Source organism: Puniceibacterium antarcticum, from assembly GCF_002760615.1.
In the GTDB taxonomy this organism is placed as follows: Bacteria; Pseudomonadota; Alphaproteobacteria; order Rhodobacterales; family Rhodobacteraceae; genus Puniceibacterium; species Puniceibacterium antarcticum.
Genome location: NZ_AWWI01000066.1, coordinates 32670 through 53723 on the forward strand (window position 1 = coordinate 32670; position 21054 = coordinate 53723).

17 protein-coding genes are annotated in these 21054 nt (G+C 63.2%); 5 read left to right on the top strand and 12 right to left on the bottom strand.

Annotated features, from left to right (window positions below; genetic code table 11):
• Positions 1-31: 31 nt before the first annotated feature.
• From P775_RS10265 to P775_RS10275, 3 genes are all read right to left on the bottom strand, one after another.
• The gene (locus tag P775_RS10265) at positions 32-1111 is read right to left on the bottom strand and encodes a microcin C ABC transporter permease YejB (protein ID WP_099910918.1); all 1080 of its coding nucleotides are present in this window, start codon (positions 1109-1111) and stop codon (positions 32-34) included.
• A 21-nt stretch (positions 1112-1132) separates the two neighbouring features.
• The gene (locus P775_RS10270) at positions 1133-3028 is read right to left on the bottom strand and encodes an extracellular solute-binding protein (protein WP_099910919.1); all 1896 of its coding nucleotides are present in this window, start codon (positions 3026-3028) and stop codon (positions 1133-1135) included.
• 203 nt (positions 3029-3231) lie between these two features.
• Positions 3232-3750: a c-type cytochrome gene (locus P775_RS10275; protein ID WP_099910920.1), complete on the bottom strand. Its 519-nt coding sequence runs from the start codon at positions 3748-3750 to the stop codon at positions 3232-3234.
• Between the two features lie 131 nt (positions 3751-3881).
• On the opposite strand from P775_RS10275, the gene P775_RS10280 reads away from it, so the two are divergent.
• Complete coding sequence (locus P775_RS10280; protein WP_099910921.1) at positions 3882-4715, top strand: prephenate dehydratase; 834 nt, start codon at positions 3882-3884, stop codon at positions 4713-4715.
• Positions 4716-4966: 251 nt separating this feature from the next.
• Here the strand turns inward: P775_RS10280 and P775_RS10285 are convergent, their stop codons facing one another.
• The 6 genes from P775_RS10285 to P775_RS10310 all read right to left on the bottom strand — a co-directional run bounded on the left by P775_RS10285 (position 4967) and on the right by P775_RS10310 (position 13285).
• A complete protein-coding gene (locus P775_RS10285) occupies positions 4967-5419 on the bottom strand; it encodes a methylated-DNA--[protein]-cysteine S-methyltransferase (RefSeq protein ID WP_099910922.1) in 453 nt (150 codons plus the stop codon).
• A gap of 79 nt (positions 5420-5498) precedes the next feature.
• Complete coding sequence (gene ileS, locus P775_RS10290) at positions 5499-8519, bottom strand: isoleucine--tRNA ligase (protein WP_099910923.1); 3021 nt, start codon at positions 8517-8519, stop codon at positions 5499-5501.
• Positions 8520-8741: 222 nt separating this feature from the next.
• The gene (locus P775_RS10295) at positions 8742-10364 is read right to left on the bottom strand and encodes an FAD-dependent oxidoreductase (protein ID WP_099910924.1); all 1623 of its coding nucleotides are present in this window, start codon (positions 10362-10364) and stop codon (positions 8742-8744) included.
• A 4-nt stretch (positions 10365-10368) separates the two neighbouring features.
• On the bottom strand, positions 10369-11379 hold the full coding sequence (locus P775_RS10300) for a YcjF family protein (protein WP_099910925.1): 1011 nt from the start codon (positions 11377-11379) through the stop codon (positions 10369-10371).
• The gene (locus P775_RS10305; protein ID WP_099910926.1) at positions 11376-11873 is read right to left on the bottom strand and encodes a GNAT family N-acetyltransferase; all 498 of its coding nucleotides are present in this window, start codon (positions 11871-11873) and stop codon (positions 11376-11378) included. Before P775_RS10305 ends, P775_RS10300 begins: the two co-directional genes overlap by 4 nt.
• A complete protein-coding gene (locus P775_RS10310; protein ID WP_099910927.1) occupies positions 11870-13285 on the bottom strand; it encodes a YcjX family GTP-binding protein in 1416 nt (471 codons plus the stop codon). Before P775_RS10310 ends, P775_RS10305 begins: the two co-directional genes overlap by 4 nt.
• Before the next feature lie 110 nt (positions 13286-13395).
• Between P775_RS10310 and truA the strand changes: the two genes are divergently transcribed.
• On the top strand, positions 13396-14163 hold the full coding sequence (gene truA / locus P775_RS10315) for a tRNA pseudouridine(38-40) synthase TruA (RefSeq protein WP_099910928.1): 768 nt from the start codon (positions 13396-13398) through the stop codon (positions 14161-14163).
• Positions 14164-14214: 51 nt separating this feature from the next.
• Here the strand turns inward: truA and P775_RS10320 are convergent, their stop codons facing one another.
• Both P775_RS10320 and P775_RS28030 read right to left on the bottom strand, forming a co-directional pair.
• Positions 14215-14670 carry a hypothetical protein gene (locus P775_RS10320; protein ID WP_099910929.1) on the bottom strand — a complete coding sequence of 152 codons (456 nt, stop codon included), beginning with the start codon at positions 14668-14670 and terminating at the stop codon, positions 14215-14217.
• Entirely contained in the window at positions 14667-14831 is a 165-nt protein-coding gene (locus P775_RS28030) for a hypothetical protein (protein ID WP_180287401.1), read from the bottom strand. Before P775_RS28030 ends, P775_RS10320 begins: the two co-directional genes overlap by 4 nt.
• Before the next feature lie 378 nt (positions 14832-15209).
• Between P775_RS28030 and P775_RS10330 the strand changes: the two genes are divergently transcribed.
• Complete coding sequence (locus P775_RS10330) at positions 15210-16385, top strand: aspartate aminotransferase family protein (RefSeq protein ID WP_099910931.1); 1176 nt, start codon at positions 15210-15212, stop codon at positions 16383-16385.
• 79 nt (positions 16386-16464) lie between these two features.
• Positions 16465-17391: an ornithine carbamoyltransferase gene (gene argF, locus P775_RS10335; protein WP_099910932.1), complete on the top strand. Its 927-nt coding sequence runs from the start codon at positions 16465-16467 to the stop codon at positions 17389-17391.
• A 27-nt stretch (positions 17392-17418) separates the two neighbouring features.
• Here argF and hrpB read toward each other — a convergent pair whose 3' ends face one another.
• Entirely contained in the window at positions 17419-19860 is a 2442-nt protein-coding gene (hrpB, locus tag P775_RS10340) for an ATP-dependent helicase HrpB (RefSeq protein ID WP_099910933.1), read from the bottom strand.
• A gap of 206 nt (positions 19861-20066) precedes the next feature.
• Here hrpB and meaB point away from each other — a divergent pair, with 206 nt between their 5' ends.
• On the top strand, positions 20067-21050 hold the full coding sequence (meaB, locus tag P775_RS10345; RefSeq protein WP_099910934.1) for a methylmalonyl Co-A mutase-associated GTPase MeaB: 984 nt from the start codon (positions 20067-20069) through the stop codon (positions 21048-21050).
• Positions 21051-21054 lie beyond the last annotated feature (4 nt).

A 21054-nucleotide genomic window follows, 5' to 3' on the forward strand; every position in this document is an offset into this window, starting at 1 on the left:
GCGGGGTGATGTCGGGCTGGGCGACCATGGTCTAACCCTCCCTCTTTTCAAAGTCGATGCGGGGGTCGACCAGCACGTACATCAGGTCAGACAGGATTCCCACCACAAGGCCAATGATGCCGAAAATGAACAGCGTGCCAAAGATCACCGGATAGTCGCGCGCCACCGCGGCCTCGAACCCCAGACGGCCAAGACCGTCGAGAGAAAAGATTGTTTCGATGATCAGGCTGCCGCTGAAGAACACGCCGATGAACACCGCCGGAAAGCCTGCGATGACGATCAGCATGGCGTTGCGGAAGATGTGCCCGTAAAGCACGCGGCTTTCCGTCAGGCCCTTGGCGCGGGCGGTCATCACGTACTGCTTCTTGATCTCGTCAAGGAAGGAGTTTTTCGTCAGCAGCGTCAAAGTGGCAAAGGCCGAGATGGTCGAGGCCAGAACCGGCAGCGCGATATGCCAGAAATAATCCAGAATCTTTGCGCCCCAGGACAGCTGTTCCCAGTTGTCGGATGTCAGCCCGCGCAGCGGAAAGATCTGCCAGTAGGACCCACCGGCAAACAGCACCAGCAGCAGGATCGCAAAGAGGAAGCCCGGGACTGCATAGGCGACGATGATCGCGGCAGAGGTCCATGTGTCGAAGGTTGACCCATCCTTGACCGCCTTGCGGATGCCCAGCGGGATGCTGATGATATAGGCGATGACCGTGGACCAGAGCCCTAGAGAGATCGACACGGGCATCTTTTCCAGCACCAGATCAATCACGCTGATCGAGCGGAAATAGCTCTGGCCGAAATCGAAATGCATGTAGTTCCACAGCATGTTCAGGAAGCGTTCCAGCGGCGGCTTGTCGAAGCCGAATTCCTTTTCCAGACTGGCGATGAATTCGGGCGGCAGACCGCGCCCGCCGACGTAACCTTCGGCTCCGCCACCCGATGCGATTTCACCCCCGCCGCCCGCGATGCCTGCGAACACGTCGCCTTCGCCCTGCACCTGTGCGAGGATCTGTTCGATCGGCCCGCCGGGCACGAACTGAACAAGGGCGAAGTTGATGATCATGATCCCGAGCAATGTGGGAATAATCAGCAAAAGCCGTCTGAGGATATATGCGCCCATGATGTCGGTCGTCCTGCCTGCCTAGAGTGCGCCCGCGTCCCGAAGCGCCTGCGCCTTTTCGGCGTTGTACCACCAGATCGACATCTCGCCCATGCCAAAGGGCGGCGGAGTGTCGGTATAGGGGCGGTCGTACTGATCAAAATAGGCGATTGTGTGCGTGCCCTTGTACCATTGCGGGATCCAGATTTGCATCGCGCGCAGCACCCGGTCCAAGGCATGAACCGCCGTGTCCAGTTCCTCGCGGCTGGTTGCGGTGGCCACCTTGTCGACCAGCGCATCAACCGCCGGGTTGGCTAGGCCCGCGATATTGGCCGAACCGGGCACCTCGGCGGTTTCCGAACCAAAGATCTGGCGCAACTCATCCCCGGGGGTCGATGACATGGCAAAGCGTTGGGTGACGATGTCGTAATCGAAGGTTTTTTCCCGTTCCTGCGCTTCGGCGGCATCGACGCGGGTGGCGTCAGCCTCGATCCCGAGCCGCTTCAGGTTCTCGATCATCGGGTTGATGATGCGGTCAAAGCTGGGGCTGTCGTTCAGCACCGTCACGGTCAGCTTTTGCCCGTCCTTGTAGCGGATGCCGTCGTTGCCGACGATCCAACCCGCATCTTCCAAAAGCTGGCCTGCACGGCGCAGCGCCCTGCGGTCGGCCAGATCATCGGGGTTCGACTTTTCCGGAACATAGGCGGGTTGCGTGAACACCGTTTCAGGAATATCTGCGCGCAGGGGTTCAAGCAGGGCCAGTTCTGCCTCTGACGGCATGCCAGTCGCCTGCAGCGTGTCGGAATTTTCCCAGAAGCTGTCAGTGCGTTCATAGCCACCGTAGAACAGCGATTCATTGGACCATTCAAAGTTGAAGGCCAGCCCGATTGCCTCGCGCAGACGCGGGTCCTTGAATTTGTCGCGGCGCAGGTTGAACCAGAAGCCCTGCGTTCCCGCGGGGCGGCCATCTTTCAACTCTTCGGTCTTGACCTGGCCGTTCTTGACGGCCGGGAATTCATAGCCCGTGGCCCAAATCTTGGACTGGTATTCCTCGCGGAAGGTGTAGGCACCTGCCTTGAACGCCTCGAACGCGGTGGTGTAATCAGCAAAATATTCGTACTTGATCACGTCGAAATTGTTCTGGCCGATATTGACCGGCAGATTCTTGCCCCAGTAATCATCCCGCCGCTTGTAGGAGACCGAGCGGCCGGGATCGACACTGAGCAGTTCGTATTCACCCGACCCCATCGGCGGCTCAAGGCTCGATTCAGTGAAATCGACTTTGTCGTAATAAGCCTTTGAGAAGATCGGCAAGCCGCCGGCTGTCATCAGCAATTCGCGCAGCGGGCCATCCGGGTTGAAGGTGAACTTGACCGTATGATCGTCCAGCGCTTCGACTGTTTTGAAATCCTTGAGGCTGATCTTGAAGCTGGGGCGCCCCTTGTCCACCAGCACGTTGTAGGAAAACACCACATCCTGCGCGGTCACCGGCGTGCCATCGCGGAACATCGCCTCTGGGCGCATGTGAAAGATGACCCATTCGCGGTTTTCGGGATATTCCAGCGATTCTGCGATCAGCCCGTACATCGAATCCGGCTCTTCCAGATTGCCGGTCATCAGGCTTTCGTAGAAAATGGAGGACATCGCCGCCGCGTTCCCCTTGAGGATGTACGGCGTCAGGCTGTCAAAGGTGCCAAAGGCCCAGGTCGAAAATTCGCCGCCCTTTGGCGCGTCGGGATTGACATAGTCCCAATGCGCGAATCCTTCAGGGTATTTCAGATCTCCGAAGGTCGACACGCCATGCGCAGTGATCACCTTTTCCTCGGCCCGCAGGCCTTGGGCCGCAAACGCAAGGCCAAGCGCCATGAGCGCGGTCAGGGTGAGGCGGCGGATCGCGGGTGTCCTGATGGTCAAGGCCCGGGCTTGTGTCGTCGTCATGGGTGTCCCTTCAGCTCGGATAGGATGTCAGTCCGGTGGCATAAGCTAAGAGCGAGGAGGCGTCACATTCAAGTTACGTTTGTGTAATCTGTCGCAAATCACCGGGAGCGGCCCGTGATCTTCTCAGCAATTACGTGATCTGGTCAGCAAAAAGGCCGCACACCCGGGGGCTGCGGCCTTTTAATGTGCACGTCGCGTGCAGATTATTGGTCGGTCGAGTCCAGATAGGCGATCAGGTTCACGCGATCCTCCGGATCGGGCAGCCCTGCAAAGCTCATCGCGGTGCCCGGTGCCGCAGTGCGCGGGCTTTCCAGGAAGTGGAACAGGTTTTCGGGGGTCCAGGTCTCGCCAACTTGCAGAAGGGCGCCGGAATAGCTGCCATATCCCTCAGCTGTGTCGATGGGGCGGCCCACGACGCCGTACAGGTAGGGGCCGGTTGCATTGGCACCCTGCTCCAGTTTGTGGCAGGCGCGGCACTTGCCAAAGACCTTTTCGCCCGCTGCGGCATCCGCAGAGGCCATCAGCGTCTCGAAATCGACAGGTTCGTCTTCGGTCGTCGCGGCGCCGGCATCGGCGACCTCGATCACATAGGCCTGAGCCTCTTCGCCGTGCCCCCCGCCCACATGGTACAGGCTTTCCGCGGCCCAGTTGCCCAGAAGAAAGATCAGAAGCGCGCCGCAAAAGCCGCCAAGCACTTTGGTGAAGGTCATTGTATCAAGCATTGATCGCGTGTCCGTCTCATGTCTGTCGGTTGTCTCTTGACGCAGATATCTACGGCTTCCCCTCAAGTCTGGCAAGGTGTAGAAGCCGCGACCAAACGCCCATGGGGCAGAATAGCATGGATGAGGCAAGGATGTACGGTCGGATAGCCTTTCAAGGTGAATTAGGTGCTTATTCTCATCAGGCCTGCCGCGAGGCACGCCCGCAGATGGAGGCGCTGGCCTGCCGCACCTTTGAAGACGCAATCGAGGCGGTGCGGTCCGGCGATGCCGAACTGGCCATGCTCCCGGTCGAAAATTCGACCTATGGGCGGGTTGCGGACATTCACACGCTGCTGCCGCAGTCCGGCCTGCACATCATCGACGAAGCATTTGTGCGCGTGCACATCAACCTCTTGGGGCTTCCGGGCACCAGAATCGCCGAGATCAAGCAGGCGATGAGCCACACGGTCCTGCTGGGTCAGTGCCGCCGGTTTCTGTCCGAACATGGCATTGATCGGCTGACCGGTGCCGACACCGCTGGTTCCGCCAAGGATGTGGCCGCCATGGGCGATGCTTCGGTTGCGGCGCTGGCCTCGGAACTCGCCGGTGAAATCTACGGGCTTGACGTGCTGGCGCGTCATATCGAGGATCAGGGCAACAACACGACCCGCTTTCTGATCATGTCGCGCATGGCGGACATGTCGCGGCGCGGCACGCAGGGAATGATCACCAGTTTCATGTTCCAGGTGCGCAACATCCCGGCGGCGCTTTACAAGGCGATGGGCGGCTTTGCCACCAACGGCATCAACATGACCAAGCTTGAATCCTACATGGCCGGGGGGTCCTTCACGGCGACGCAGTTCTACGCCGATATCGAAGGCCACCCCGAGGATCCCGCGGTGCAGCGCGCGCTGGATGAACTCGGCTATTTTACCAACAGGCTGGAAATCCTCGGCACCTATCCCCGCGATCCGCGCCGCGACTGACATCCGGCGCCGCACGCCCGGTTGCGCCTCGGGCGGGCCTGTCTTGAAAGAAAAGAAGCGGGCTGGTCCCCGTTTCACCTGTCCCCAAATATCCCGGGGGAGGCGCCTGAAAGGCGGCGGGGGCAGCGCCCCCGGCACCGGTTGCCGCGCTTCCCGACGCTTCGTGCTGCGGTGGGGCCGCGCGCCTTATGGGCCGTCTCGCAAGGTCTGGCTGGTTTGGCCCCCGGCTATGCCGTACTGTTTCGAAGGTATCAGATCAGGAGTCCTGCCGCCTTTTCGTGCCGCAGCAGCCAGACCTTTGTCTCGATCCCGCCGACGCCCGAAAATCCACCCAGGCTGCTAGCGCCGAGCACCCTGTGGCAGGGGATAAGGATCGGAATCGGATTGCCGCCGCAGGCCTGACCGACCGCCTGCGCGGGCGCGCCGAGTTGTTTTGCGATGTCGCCATAGGTGCGGGTTTCCCCAAGGGGAATCGCCGACATCGTCGCGCAGACGGCGCGCTGGAAATCCGATCCCGGCGCGTGGAGCGGCAGGTCGAACACTGTCGCGGGATCGCTGAAATAGGCCGCAAGCTGGCGCGCCGCCGCGCGCAGCAGCGGGGTTTCGTCCGTGCCTGTCCCGCCCCAGGTAAGGGTGGTGATGGCGCCTTCCGTCTCAGTGACGGTCAGAAGGCCGAGGGGGGAGGGCAAAGTCCAGCGGGGCATGCCGCAAGATGCGCGAAAACCTCACGCGCTGTCCAGCCCGCCCATCCCGTTCGGGAGAAAGGCGGGCTGGGGGGGATGTTTAGCTCAGCGCGGCATCGCAGCGCGCGCAGGTGCCGGTATGGGCATGGGTGCCCACATCCGGCAGGATCTTCCAGCACCGCTGGCATTTGTCGCCTTCTGCTGGTTCGAAGACCACACCGATGCCCGGAACGTCGGGCAGGCGGAAGGCTTCGGCGGGGCTGGGGTCCGCTGTCAGCGTGATGTCCGAGGTGATGCAGACATCCTCGAATGCGACGGTTTTCAGCGCGGCGAGGGTGTCGGCGTCTTCGACATGAACAACCGGGGCAGCCTCAAGCGAGGCACCGATGACCTTGTCGATGCGCTGCATTTCAAGCGCTGCCGTGACGACGCGGCGGGCGCGACGCACCTTGGCCCATTTTGCACCCAGATCAGCATTCAGCCAGTCTGCCGGTGTTTCGGGCATGTCGACCAGATGAACCGAGGACTCTGTGCCCGGGAAGCGTTCCAGCCAGACCTCTTCCATCGTGAACACCAGAACTGGCGCAAGCCATGTGGTCAGACGGTGGAACAGGATGTCCATGACCGTGCGTGCGGCGCGGCGGCGCGCAGTGTCGCCATCGCAATAAAGCGCATCCTTGCGCACGTCGAAGTAGAACGCAGACAGCTCGACCGTGGCAAAGTTGAACAGCGCCTGGAACACGCCCTGGAAATCATAGACCGCATAGCCGGTGCGGACCTTTTCATCGAGTTCAGCCAGACGGTGCAGCACCCAGCGTTCCAGTTCGGGCATTTCCGACGGCGCGACGCGATCCGATTCCTCGAATGTGGACAAGGCCCCCAGCAGAAAGCGCATGGTATTGCGCAAGCGGCGGTAGCCATCTGCGGTGCCTTTGAGGATTTCCGGCCCGATGCGCAGGTCGGCGGTGTAATCCGCCTGGGCGACCCAAAGCCGCAGGATATCTGCGCCGTACTGTTGTACGACCTTGTCCGGGGCGACGGTGTTGCCCACGGATTTGGACATCTTGTTGCCCTTTTCATCCAGCGTAAAGCCGTGGGTCAGCACGCCCCGATAGGGCGCGCGGCCCTGCGTGCCGCAGCTTTGCAGCATGGAGGAATGGAACCAGCCGCGGTGCTGGTCGGTGCCTTCGAGGTAGAGATCGGCCAGCCCGTCGTCAGAGCCGTCTTCACGGTCGCGCAGCACAAAGGCGTGGGTCGAGCCAGAGTCGAACCAGACATCCAGAATGTCGAACACCTGTTCCCATTCGCTGGCGTCATAGTCATTGCCGAGGAACCGCGCCTTGGCGCCGGGTTTGTACCAGGCATCGGCGCCTTCTTCCTCGAACGCCTGCAGCACGCGGGCGTTGACCGCCGGGTCGCGCAGCAGGAAATCGGGGTCGGTGGGCAAAGCACCCTTTTTGGTAAAGCAGGTGAGCGGCACACCCCAGGCGCGCTGACGCGACAGTACCCAGTCAGGGCGCGCTTCGATCATGGAATAAAGCCGGTTGCGCCCGGTCTGGGGCGTCCATGTGACCAGCTGGTCGATGGAGGTCAGCGCACGTTCGCGGATCGTTTTGCCATAGGTGTCCTGCCCGTCGCCGACGGGGCGGTCGATGGCGGCAAACCACTGCGGTGTGTTGCGGTAGATCACCGGCGCCTTGGAACGCCATGAGTGCGGGTAGGAATGTTTGATCTTGCCACGCGCCAGCAGGCCGCCAACCTCGACCAGCTTGTCGATGATTGCGGTGTTGGCATCGCCCTCCTTGCCATTGGGCTTGAGGATGCGCTTGCCACCAAAGAACGGCAGGGTTTCGCGGAAGGAGCCGTCGTCCATCACGTTGTAGGTTATGACCTGTTCGAGCATGCCAAGGTCACGGTAAAGCTCGTATTCCTCCATCCCGTGGGACGGGGCGCAATGGACGAAACCGGTGCCTTCTTCGTCGGTGACAAAATCGGCGGCGCGGAAGTCGCGCGGATCGTCCCATTCGCCGTTCGAACCTTCGACACCTTGCAGCGGGTGGGTCAGCGTCATTCCGGCCAGCTGCGGCGGGGTCACACTGCGCACACGTCGCCACTGGCCCTCTTCCAGACGGGCGCGGGCAAAGGTCTGTGCCGCCAGCTTGTCAGCGAGGATATAGCGCTCTCCGGTGCTGACCCAGCTTTGCTCGGGCGTGTCGATGACTTCGTAAAGTCCATAGTCGAATCCGGCACCATACACGACGGCCTTGTTCGACGGGATGGTCCAGGGTGTTGTTGTCCAGATCACCACATAGGCGCCGACCATGTCGTCAGAGGTGTCCGCCACCGCCTGTGCCACGGCCTCGCGGTCACCATCGGTCGCCTCTTCATCAGACAGCTCGACATCGGGCAGATCAAAGCTCGCCACGCGGAATTTCACCCAGACGGTAAAGCTTTCCTTGTCGTGATATTCGACCTCGGCTTCGGCCAAGGCGGTTTCCTCGATCGGGGACCACATCACCGGTTTGGAGCCTTGGTACAAGGTTCCGGTCATCAGGAACTTCTGAAATTCCTCGGCGATGATACGCTCGGCGCGGAAGTTCATCGTCAGATACGGATTATCCCACGTCCCGGTGATACCAAGGCGTTTGAATTCCTCGCGCTGGATGTCGATCCAGCCCTCAGCGAACTTGCGGCATTCCTGACGGAAGTCGACGACATCGACCTTGTCCTTGTCCAGCCCCTTGGCGCGGTACTGTTCCTCGATCTTCCATTCGATGGGCAGGCCGTGGCAGTCCCAGCCGGGGATATAGCGTGCATCGCGGCCCAGCATCTGCTGCGAGCGGACCACCATATCCTTGAGGATCTTGTTCAGCGCATGGCCGATGTGCAGATTACCGTTGGCATACGGCGGGCCATCATGCAGGGTAAAGGGCTTGCGCGCCTCTGGCGTGCCCTTGGCGCCGGCTGCCTTTTCGCGGAGTTTTTCGTAAACCCCGATCTTTTCCCAACGCTCCAACCACTCCGGTTCGCGCTTGGGCAGGCCCGCGCGCATCGGGAAATCGGTCTGGGGCAGGTTCAGGGTGTCTTTGTAATCAACTGTTTCGGGCGTGTCGGCGCACATTTCGGGCGTCCTCGGCATACAACAAAATTTATGGGTGAGGGGCGGCGCGGCGGACCAGACGCCTTGTCCCGGCGCATCGTAAGGTTACGGCGCCGGGCATGTAATTCGAATGAGGGTCGCAAAGCTGCGTATCATGCGCGGCGTTATAGGCCTGCGGCAGGGCAGCGTCCAGAGGGCGGGCGCGTTTGTCTGCAGCGGGAAGGTCGCGATTGCGCGGATCGCTCAGGGATGCACATGTGCCCAGACCTGGCTGATCACGACCGACCCTTCGCCCACGGCCGAGGCGACGCGTTTCACCGATCCGGCGCGCACATCGCCCACGGCAAAGATCCCGGGGCGCGAAGTGGCATAGGGGCTGTCAGTGCCGCCGCCCGCCGCCGCGCCGGTCAGCACAAAGCCGCCTTTGTCCAGCTTCACGCAGTCCGACAGCCAGCCGGTATTGGGCGCCGCGCCCACCATCACGAACAACGCGCCGGTTTTCAGGCGCCAGTCCTGACCCGAGGCCTTGTCGCAGATCGTGACCGCGTCAAGCGCCTCGTCCCCGTGCAGGGCGATAACCTCGGTGCGGGTGTGGATGGTGATGCGCGGATGCGCCTTCAGCCGAGACAAAAGGTAGTCCGACATGGAAGAGGCGAGGCTTTCGCCCCGAACCAGCACATGCACATGCCCCACGCTGCGCGACAGGTACATCGCGGCCTGCCCTGCGGAATTGCCACCGCCGATGATCACCACATCGCTGTCGCGGCAGAACCGCGCCTCGATCTCGGTGGCGGCGTAGTAGATGCCGTTGCCCTCAAAATCCTCCAGCCGGTCAAGGGGCATCTTGCGGTATTGCACGCCGGTTGCCACCACTATTGCACGGGTGGATACGTCGCTGCCGTTGTCGAGTGTCAGATGGAACAGGGCCGCATCGTCATGCGACAGATGGGTGACGCGGCGCGGCATGGCAAAGCGGGTGCCGAATTTCATCGCCTGAATTTCGCCCCGGCCCACCAGATCCGATCCGGAAATGCCCGTGGGGAAGCCCATGTAATTCTCGATCCGGCTTGACGTGCCGGCCTGTCCGCCGATCGAGGTATCCTCGATCACCAGAGCCTTGAGCCCCTCGGCCCCGGCATAGACACCTGCGGCGACACCTGCCGGACCCGCGCCGACGATGACCACATCGAACACATCGCCTGAGGCGATGGGCAGATCCATCCCCAGCGCCTCGGCGACCTGCGACTGTGTCGGATCTGTCAGGGCCATGTCCTGCCCCAGCACCACCATGGGCGTCCCCGCCGGAATATTGCAGGAAAGCGCCAGCGCCTCAGCCTCTTCGCTGCCCAAGGCCACGTCACGCCATGGCAGACGGTTGCGCGACGCAAAGGCGGCGATCTGGCGCAGCCCACGCGATTGATCGAGCCCGACAAGGGTCAGGCCGACCTCCTGGCTTTCCAGCATGCGGCGGCGGCGGGCGGCAAAGACCGAGACGATGATGTCCGACATCTCGGGGATTTCGGACATCAGACGCAGCACCGCCTCGCGCGGGACAAACAGGATTTCCGAGCGCTGCACCGCGCGGCTGCCCAGCAGCGCCTTTGTGCCGTGCAGAAATCCGAGCTCGCCCACAAATTGCGTCGCCCCCATGGTGAATCCGCCGTAGCGTTTGCCGGTCTTGGGATCAAACGCCTCAAGTTCGCCGGACAGGACATAGGGGAAATGGGTGACCGGCGCGCCGCCGTCCTGCACGATGTCCCCGGGATCCAGCACCCGCCGCTCACCATGTTTGTGCAGGGCGGTGACATGGCTGTCGTGCAGCGGGGTGCGGGTCAATGTGGCAAGATCTGCGGCAAAGCTTTCCACGGTGCTATCCCTTGTCAGAGGTGAACAGCCCGGACAGGGCCGTGCGGATGATGCTGCGCACCGAGGGGCGCGCCTTGCGGCCAAAGGGCAGGGGGCGGCAGACCTCCATCGCGGCAACGCCGACCCGCGCAGTCAGAGCGCCGTTCACCAGCCCTTCGCCAAAGCGGCGGGACAGCTTGGCAAGCACACCGCCGCCCAGGATGGGTTCCAACATATCCTCGCCCACGGCCACAGCACCAGTTGCCACAAGGTGGGACATCACCGCCCGGGTCAGCCGCCAGCTCCCCAGAGTGCCGGACCGCCCGCCATAGATTTCGGCGATGCGGCGGATCATGCGCAGGTTCTGGCTGAGCGCTGCGGCGACATCGGCAAAGGCCAGCGGCACGAGGGCGGTCACGGTTGCGACCTGCCGGGCGGCGGCCTCGACTTCGCGCCGCGCGGCAAGGTCAAGCGGCGCCAGCAGTTCCTGTTCCGCAAGATCGAACAGGGCAACGGCATCGAACATGTCGCCCTGCCGTTCTGCCAGCCGCTCGCGGCCCCATTTCGTATCCTCGCGGCCCGTGTAGAGGCCGGTGAGGTCGTCGATCACCTTGCGCGCGGCGCTCAGATCTTCGGCTGCAAGGGCGGATGCCGCAGCGCGGTGCAAGTGGTCGATGCGCTTGAGGCGGGAAAAGACCGACAGTTCCTTGATCACGATCATCAGCACGACGGCGAGGAACAGCGCAAACAGCACCGCCACCGCGTAGCCCAGCAGGGGCACGCTTGCGATCAGGTTCGCAACGAAGGCCCATGCGGCGATGGAAGCGATTGTGCCGATGATCCCGCTGAGCAGGGCCCAGAACCACCGGGCGAGCCTTGATCCGGGGCGCGCCGCCAGTGCTGCTGCGGTGGCCATTGCCTGACCCGTGGGCGGCGCAGTGTCGAGATCTGGCACAGGAGGGGCCTCGGACGGGCCGGGGCGGGGCGTGTCGCTGTCATCAAGGTTGATCAGGACGGGACCTTTGGGGGGGATCATGACTTTGCCTTTGCTGCGGAGGCGGGACGACGGGGGGCTGCATGCATGGTGGGTCTTTGCCAGCGCAGCAGGACATCCGGCAGCCGCTCTTCATTGTCGCGCCCGTCGGTGCGGCGCAGTTCTATAAAGCCTTCGCGCCGGTAGAACCGTTGCGCCCCCTCATTGGCCTGAAAGGTCCAGAGCGTCAGCGCGTCCGAGGCTGCTTTTGCATGCTCCAGTAGCGCGCGCCCTACACCTGAGTTGCGGGCAGGGGGGGCGATGAACAGGGCATTCACCTCGTCCCGGTCGCGGGCGATAAAGCCAAGAGGCACCTGTTCGTCACTGTCTTCGGCGACGGTGACCCATCCCCTGTCGATCATCACGCCAACAAAGGAGATATCTTCGGCACCCGAATGCAGCCGGGGTTTCCATGGATTTTCAAGCACGGCAGCAGTCAGCATCGCGCCGAGTTTGCCTGCATCGGTCGAACGGGCGGGGCGCAGCACAAGGCTCACAGCTTGTCCCCGATCAGGAACTGTGCGGCGCGGTCAAGCCGGATGTGCGGCGGGCCTTCGCCCGGTTTCAGGGACAGCGGTGCGGGGGCAAAGGACATGATCTGGTAATCCTGATCCAGCCAGCTTTCCGCCCCCGCCCGCGCCGGACCCAGCAGATGCGCCGGGTCCTCGGGCAGTTCACCGGGGTAAAACGCCGCCTCCCGCCCGGTGTCGAGCAGCCTGCCGCGCACACAGTTCAGGGTCTGGCCGTTGTGCTGGAGCGTCTCTTCGACCGTCGCGCGCAGAGAGGCGAGCGACATGGCCTGCGTTTCCGCGCCGGCAAAGCGGGCGCGGTCGCGGGCGTCGCGGGTCAGCGCCTCCATGATCGCGCTCAGGCGGGCGTGCTGGGTGTGGTGCAGATGATCAGCCTTGGTCGCTGCAAACAGAATCTTTTCCACCCGCTTGCCGCGCAGAAGCTGCGTCAGAAAGGCGTTGCGCCCGGGGCGGAAGGCCGAAAGCAGATCGGCCATGGTGCGGCGCAGATCCTCAATCGCGATGGGGCCTTTGTGGATCGCACCCAGAGCATCGACCAGCACGATCTGCCGGTCGAGCCGTGCGAAATGGTTGCGAAAGAACGGCTGCACGACCTGTGATTTATACGCCTCGAACCGGCGGTCCATCTCGCGCCAGAGCGATTTGCGCGGTGCCTTGTCCTGTGGCGGGAGGGGCGCAAATGTCAGCACCGGAGAGCCGGACATTTCGCCGGGCAGCAGGAACCGCCCCGGGGTCAGGTCGGAATAGCCGTCCTTGCGCGCCGCTTCGAGATAGGCGGTGAAAGATTGCGCAAGGTGTTTGGCACGGCTTTCTTCGAAGGCTTGCGTGCTGTCCTCGGCCTGCGCCTGTGCCAGAAACTGCATGGCGCTGGGGCGGGTGGTGAGGCGCGCCAGCGTTTCCTGCGACCAGTCTGCATAGGATTTTTCCATCAGCGCGAGATCGAGTAGCCATTCGCCGGGATAGTCGATGATGTCCAGATGCACGGTGCGAGGTCCCTGCAGCCCCGCCAGCAGGCCCGAAGGACGTACCTTGAGTGACAGACGCAACTCAGAAATGTTGCGAGTGCTTTCGGGCCAGTGCGGCATGCGGGCTGTCAGCGCGCCAAGGTGGTCTTCGTAATCGAAACGCGGGATCGTGTCATCGGGCTGGGGTTGCAGATAGGCGGCCTGAATGCGGCCGTCAGCGGCGGCCAGCAGTCCGGGCATGCGGCCCCTGTCCAGCAGGTTCGCAATAAGTGAGGTCAGGAACACCGTCTTGCCCGACCGTGCAAGCCCGGTCACACCCAGCCGGATCACCGTATCGGAAAAGGCGCCGGACATGGTGCCGGTCACGTTTTCGATGCTGCGCGTCAGCCTGTCGGCGATGGTTCCTATGACCACGTGGCGGTTCCCTCGTTTTGCTGTCCGGTTTCAAGATAGACATGCGCGGGCGCGGGTGCCAGTGCCTGCAGGGGGATTGTCTGGGGCCTGAGGGCGTTATAACAGGCAGCATGCCCAGATATGCCCTGAGAATCGAATATAATGGCGCGCCGTTTTCCGGCTGGCAGCGGCAGTCTGAGCAGCCCTCGGTTCAGGGTGCGATCGAGGCGGCGCTGGCGCGGCTTGAGCCGGGTGAGCACACAATTGCCGCCGCGGGGCGCACCGATGCCGGGGTGCATGCGCGCGGGCAGGTCTGCCACTGCGATCTGGACAGGGAGTGGGACCCTTTCCGCCTGTCCGAGGCCCTGAATTTCCACCTCAAGCCTGCTCCGGTGGCCGTGGTTTCCGCCGCGCTGGCACCTCATGACTGGCATGCGCGCTTTTCGGCGAACGAGCGGCACTATCTTTACCGCATCCTGTCCCGCCGGGCGCCGGCCACGATGGAGGCCGGACTGGTCTGGCGGGTGAACCATATGCTCGACCTGTCGGCCATGCGCGAAGGGGCGGCGCATCTGGTGGGGCTGCATGATTTCACCACTTTCCGGTCCATGTCCTGTCAGGCGAAGTCGCCGATTAAGACGCTGGACGAACTGAATATCGTTGCGGTGGAAACAGATGCGGGTACGGAATTTCAATTCCGAGTGCGCGCGCGGTCGTTTTTGCACAATCAGGTGCGCAGCTTTGTTGGAACGCTGGAACGTGTCGGATCTGGAGGCTGGACGCCGCAGGCTGTCGGCGAAGCTCTTGCGGCACAGGATCGTGCGGCCTGTGGCCCGGTGGCGCCGCCGCAGGGGCTCGCGTTGATGGCGGTCGGTTATCCAGAGGATCCGTTCGTCTGATCGGTGCGGATGTCGGGTAACTCTTGCGTCGTATTGGGCGGGCGCGCTGCGTTACATGCTGCGGGTTGCCATCCGCCTGAGGCTTTCAATCAGGGCATCCGGCGCTGAAACCTGCGGCATTTCTGCGCTGGCGGGCCGGGTCGTATCTGCGACGATGCGCAGGCGGCGCAGATCGGCGCGGTGCACAACCTCGAATTCATCAAGATGCACTGGCAGAAGCTGCGCATAGCTTTTTGCAAGATCGGCGTCCTTTTGGTTCAGCGTCATCTCGACCGTTCCGTCCAATACGGCACAGGCCGCCAAAAGGTCGCGCAGCATCAGCGGCAGGCGCAGGATGGGGCTGTCATCGGGATCCCGCAGCGCGCTTAGCAGCGCCTCGCAATTGCGACCCTCTGCCACGTGCCGGACTGCGGCACGACCAAATGTCTCGGCCTGGGGCTTTTCAAACCCTCGCGCACGTGCAGCACGTGTCGCCAAGGTCTGGAGATCCAGAGTGATGCTTTTCATGACAGAAATCCTTTGGAGGCAGCGTTGTCCGTGACCGTCATCCCGACGACAGGTGGCAATAGCGCGGTCGCACCATTTGCAAAAAGGCGCGACCGCGTCTTGCCCGTGACAAAGCCGGTGGTCCGGAACCGGTCCGCCGCTGCCATGTCGGGTGCGGTCATGGAGAAATCTGCGACATGTTTCATACCCTTCAGAACGGTCGACACGACCAAAGAGTTTCATGACGTTAGATTTACCTAACGTTATCTCGGCTGAATTCCGCGCAAGACAGGGCTTGCGCGCTGGACGCTTCAGGTGCGAGAGTTCGGCTCTCCAGCGCGTTTTCGGGCTCTTCGCCAGAGATTTGTCAGAAAAGCTTGCAATGTGTGCAAAGCGCTGTAATGAGCGGTCGCATGAACAGCGCATTGCATATCCGACGACTCGCCTGAGTCCCCTCCTGTGCCCGGAAAACCGGGTGCTTTGCCTGTTCATATCCCCTGATAACTTGACTTGGCCCGGCGTGCTTGGCACCAATCGGGCTTCTTACAAAGGGTAGACCCATGATCTCCTCCGTTCTTCCGACCTATAACCGTGCCCCCCTCAGCTTTGTCAAAGGCGAAGGCAGCTGGCTGATCGAGGCGGATGGACGCCGATTTCTGGACCTCGGCGCCGGGATCGCGGTCAATGCGCTGGGCCATGCCCATCCCGATCTGGTCGCGGCCCTGACCGAGCAGGCGAATGCGGTCTGGCATGTGTCCAACCTCTACCAGATCCCGCAGCAGCAGAAGCTGGCGGATCTGCTGGTGGAGCACACTTTTGCCGACACGGTGTTCTTTACCAACTCCGGCACAGAGGCCTGCGAACTGGCGGTCAAGATGGCGCGCAAATACTGGTACGACAAGGGTCAGCCCGACCGGACCGATATCATCACCTTCTCGGGTTCGTTCCATGGTCGGTCTTCCGCTGGCATTGCCGCTGCCGGATCGGAAAAGATGACCAAGGGCTTTGGCCCTTTGCTGCCCGGCTTCGTGCATGTGCCTTGGGGCGATCACGAGGCGCTGAAGGCTGCCGTCAGCGACATCACCGCTGCCATACTGATCGAGCCCGTGCAGGGTGAGGGCGGGATTCGCCCGGTCCCGGATCAGTGTCTCAAGGGGCTGAAGGCGATGGCCGAGGACACCGGACTGCTGCTGATCTTTGACGAAGTCCAGTGCGGCATGGGGCGGACAGGTCGTCTGTTTGCCCATGAATGGTCGGGCGTTACGCCCGATATCATGATGGTTGCCAAGGGTATCGGCGGCGGCTTCCCCCTTGGTGCGGTGCTTGCAACCGAAGAGGCCGCCAGTGGCATGACGGCCGGCACGCATGGCTCGACATATGGCGGCAACCCGCTGGGCTGCGCCGTGGGCATCGCCGTGATGAACCATATCGCCGATCCCGCCTTTCTGGACGAGGTGAACCGCAAGGCCGGCGCGCTGCGTCAAAAGCTCGAAGGGCTGGTTGCCGCCCATCCGACGGTGTTCGAGGCGGTGCGCGGGCAGGGTCTGATGTTGGGCCTCAAATGCGTGGCGGTGAATGCAGATGTGGTCAAGGCAGGCTATGATGCGCAGGTGATCACCGTGCCGGCAGCAGATAATGTCATCCGTCTGCTGCCTCCGCTGAACATTTCCGACGCTGACATTGCCGAGGCGGTCAACCGTCTGGACAAAGCCGCCACCGCCGTTGAAGCGGCCTGAGAGGTCTCGTTTCTCCGGGTCAAACTCTCTTGGGTTTCGGGGTGATGCCCCCGAAGTCCTGAAAAGAAAAGCCAGAACAATGAACCATTTCCTTGATATCCATAAAACCGATCCCGCTGCTCTGCGGGGCATGATCGACACTGCCGCCGCGATGAAGGCCGCCCGCAACGGTGCGTCCAAGGCAACGCCGGACGCCGAGCAGCCTCTGGCCAATCACATGGTCGCGCTGATCTTTGAAAAACCCTCGACCCGCACGCGGGTCAGCTTTGATGTCGGCGTGCGCCAGATGGGCGGCCAGACCATGGTGCTGTCGGGCAGCGACATGCAGCTGGGGCATGGCGAAACCATCGCCGACACCGCCCGCGTGCTGTCGCGCTATGTCGACATGATCATGATCCGTACATTTGACGAGGCTGTGCTGACCGAGATGGCGGAATATGCTACCGTCCCGGTGATCAACGGCCTGACCGACCGCACCCACCCCTGCCAGATCATGGCCGATATCCTGACGTTCGAGGAGCATCGCGGCCCGATCAAGGGCAAGAAGGTGGTCTGGGCGGGTGACGGCAACAATGTCTGCGCCTCCTGGCTGCATGCGGCTGCGCAGTTCGGCTGTGATTTCACATTTACCGGCCCGGTTCAGCTGGACCCAGAGATGGAATTTGTCGGTCTGGCGCGTAACGCCGGGGTGAATGTCACGATCGAACGCGACGCGGCCAAGGCGGTCGAAGGCGCCGACCTGATCATCGCAGACACTTGGGTCAGCATGCATGACGCGCAATCGGCCCGGGAACGCCGCCACAACATGCTGCGGCCCTATCAGGTCAACCGTGCGCTTATGGATCACGCCAAACCCGATGCGCTGTTCATGCACTGCCTGCCTGCCCACCGTGAGGAAGAGGTGACATCCGACGTGATGGATGGCCCGAATTCGGTGATCTGGGACGAGGCTGAAAACCGCCTGCATGCGCAAAAGGCGATCATGCGCTGGTGTCTCGAAGTCTGAGATAGGTCTTGGGCCCGGGGCCTTGTGTCAGGTGCCTCGGGGTTTGACCCGCAGGGTCGGGTCCGCTTCTCGGGGGTTTTCGGGCCAGGGGTGGCGGGGGTAGCGTCCGCGCATGTCCTTGCGCACATCCGCGTAAGAGCTGTCCCAAAAGCCTGGGATGTCCAGTGTGGTCTGCACCGGGCGTCCGGCGGGGGACAGCAGTGTCACGCGCAGGGGCGTCTTGCCCACCGTCGGATGAGTTGTCTGGCCGAACATTTCCTGCAGGCGGAGCGAGATTTCGGGGGCTTCGCCAGAATAGTCGATGGGGATCTGGCGACCCAGCGGTGTTGTGAAACTGCCCGGCACCGCCCTTTCCAGTATTTGCGTCGCGTCCCAATCCAATTGCGCGCGCAGGGCGGGCAGCAGGTCGAACCGTTTCCAGTGATCTGCAGTCGTGACACCGGACAGGTAGGGCAGCAGCCAATAGTCCAGCCGCTCCATCAAGGCTTCATTGGACATGTCTGGCAGATCGTGGCCAGCGCTGCGCGCGATATCTACGCGCGCGACGAACCGGCGTGCTGGGTCCGACAGCGTGAGGCCAAGGTCGCGCACCCCGTCCAGCATGGCGCGGGACAGGGCCTCTGGCGGCGCGTCTTTCCAGATCCTGTCGTCCAGCGCGATGGCACCCAGTTTCTCTTGCTGGCGGGCGGTCACGCGACGGTCGCGTTTCGACCAGAGGCAGATGTTTTCCCAAGTGATGCGGTCGGCAAAGAGATCGCGCAGTTCCGGTTCGCTGATCTGGATCGCCTGCCGGATCCTAGCCTCGCGCGGGTTGCCGTCCAGATCTGTGGCGACGATCAGCCGCGCGCCAGCCAGCGTGTCACTGTCATTCAGCACCGCGCCCTTGCCCCCAGAAAGCTGATAGCGCGGCGCGTCGCCCTTGCGGCGCAGGCCGATGCGGTCGGGATAGGCAAGGGCGGCGGTCTGCGCCGGGGACAGTGTCTGCGAGACAGTTCTGGCGGCCTTGGACAGGCGGCTTGCTTCGGTCTGGATGCGGCTTAGCGCGGGGCGGTTGAGCCCATAAGGGCGCGTGTCGGTGAAACGACGCGGATCGCGCAGTGCTTCAAGCCGCAGGGTCAGGTCTGACGGCGCGCCGTTCAGCGGGTCGCGGTCGGCGAGCAGTGCGGCCATGGGGGCCGCGTCAGGCCCAGCCGTGGCGAGCATATGCGCAAGGCGCGGATGCAGCGGCAAGCGGGACAGCGCGCGGCCATGGGCAGTGATGCCGTTGCTGTGATCCAGCGCGCCCAGCATCTGCAACAGCGCCTGCGCCTCGGCCAAGGCGCCGGGGTTGGGCGGGGTCAGCAGCGGCAAAGCCTCGGCCTGTGCGCCCCAGAGGGCGAGTTCCAGCGCAAAACCAGCAAGGTCTGCCGCCTCAATTTCTGCCGGGGGAAAGGGCAGCATCCCGCCGTCTTCGCCCTTGGTCCAGAGCCTGTAAGCCGTTCCGGGGGCGACCCGTCCGGCGCGACCTGCGCGCTGTGTCGCCTCGGCGCGGGTGACCCTTTCGGTAACGAGGCGCGACATGCCGGAGCCGGGATCAAAGCGCGCCCGCCGCGCCCGCCCGCCATCCACCACCACACGCACATCCTCGATCGTCAAAGAGGTTTCGGCGATTGCGGTGGCAAGGACGATCTTGCGACCCTGTTTTGCGGGCTGGATCGCGGCGCGTTGTGCGCTGAAATCCATGGCACCAAACAGCGGGTGGATGTGATGATCTGCGGGCAGACGGCTTTTCAGCAGCGCTTCGGTGCGTCGAATCTCGCCCTCACCGGGTAGAAAGGCAAGGATGCCGCCGGTTGAGTTCTGTGCGGCACTGACAATCAGATCGGCGATCGCCGGTTCGAACCGCTGATCGCGGGCCAGGGGCCGGTCGAGCCAGCGGGTTTCAACCGGATAGCTGCGCCCCTCAGAGGTCAGGATCGGCGCCTGCATCAGCGCGGCCACCGGGGCGGCGTCCAGCGTGGCGGACATGGCGAGCAGGATCAGATCGTCCCGCAGCGCGCCCGCGATTTCAAGGCAGAGCGCAAGACCGAGGTCGGCGTTGAGCGAGCGTTCGTGAAATTCGTCAAAGATCACCGCACCGACGCCGCGCAGTTCCGGATCGGACTGGATACGTCTGGTCAGGATGCCTTCGGTCACCACCTCGATCCGGGTCTGCTCAGATACCTTCGCCTCGCCCCGGATCCGGTAGCCGACGGTCTGGCCGATGTTTTCGCTGAGGGTTTCGGCCATGCGCTCAGCTGCAGCGCGGGCGGCAAGGCGGCGGGGTTCCAGCATGAGGATCGTCTGGCGCGTGAGACCGGCATCGAGCATGGCGAGTGGGACGCGCGTCGTCTTGCCCGCGCCCGGCGGGGCCTGCAGCACAGCGCGACCCCGGGCGCGCAGGGCGGTGATCAGGTCGGGCAGGATGGCGTCGATTGGGAGGGTGATCATCGCGTGGGTTATGCTGGATTGGCGATGGGGCGGCAAGTGGCGGGCGTCGGTCTGTGCCGAGAGGTTCGCAGCGAGGGGCCAGCCCCTCGCGCTCCCCGGGATATTTGGGGGCAGATGAAGGCGATTTGGGTCTTTGGTGTTGGGGGGTGGACAAGGTCGGGAGCGGGAGGGCATCACTTTGCTCAGTGACAGGAGGTCCGGGTGGCATGGATATCGAGGATATGGCGCGGGGAATCGCGGCGGGAGAGCGGCGCGCACTGGCGCGGGGCATCACCCTCGTCGAAAGTGGACGTGCAGATCATCGTGCCCTTGCCACCAACTTGCTGGAATCTCTGCGCCCGCTGAAGCGTCAGGCGTTGCGCATCGGGCTTTCTGGCACGCCGGGGGTGGGAAAATCGACCTTTATCGAGACCTTTGGTCTGATGCTGACGGGTCTGGGGCTGCGCGTGGCGGTGCTGGCGGTCGATCCAAGTTCGGCCCGGTCGGGCGGGTCGATCCTGGGCGACAAGACACGAATGGAACGTCTGAGCCGCGATCCGAAGGCGTTCATTCGCCCCTCGCCCAGCCAGACCCATCTGGGCGGCGTGGCACGGCGCACACGAGAGGCGATTGATCTGTGTGAGGCGGCGGATTTCGACGTGATCCTGATTGAGACGGTCGGCGTGGGCCAGTCCGAGACGGTTGTGTCCGAGATGTCGGATCTGTTCCTGCTGCTGCTGGCGCCTGCGGGTGGCGATGAGCTGCAGGGGGTCAAGCGCGGCATTATGGAAATGGCGGATATCATCCTGATCAACAAGGCAGACGGTGATCTGAGGCCCCAGGCGATGCGGACCTGCGCGGATTATGCCGGGGCGCTGCGGCTGCTGCGCAAACGTCCGCAGGACCCCGATGGCTTTCCCAAGGCGCTGACCGTATCGGCGCTGGAGGATACGGGCCTTGTGAAGGCCTGGGACGAAATGCAGGTGCTGTCCGATTGGCGGCGCGAGACGGGACATTGGGCGGGGCGGCGGGCGGAGCAGGCGCGATTTTGGTTCCTTTCGGAAGTGCGCGAGGGGCTGCTGGCGCGGCTCAGGCGTGAGCCGGTGAAGGGCGCCATGTCTGTCCTAGCCGACAAGGTCGGGCGGGGCGAGATGACGGCGGCGGCGGCGGCTGAAGAACTGCTGGACGGCTACCTCGCCGCGCGCGGCTGAGCCG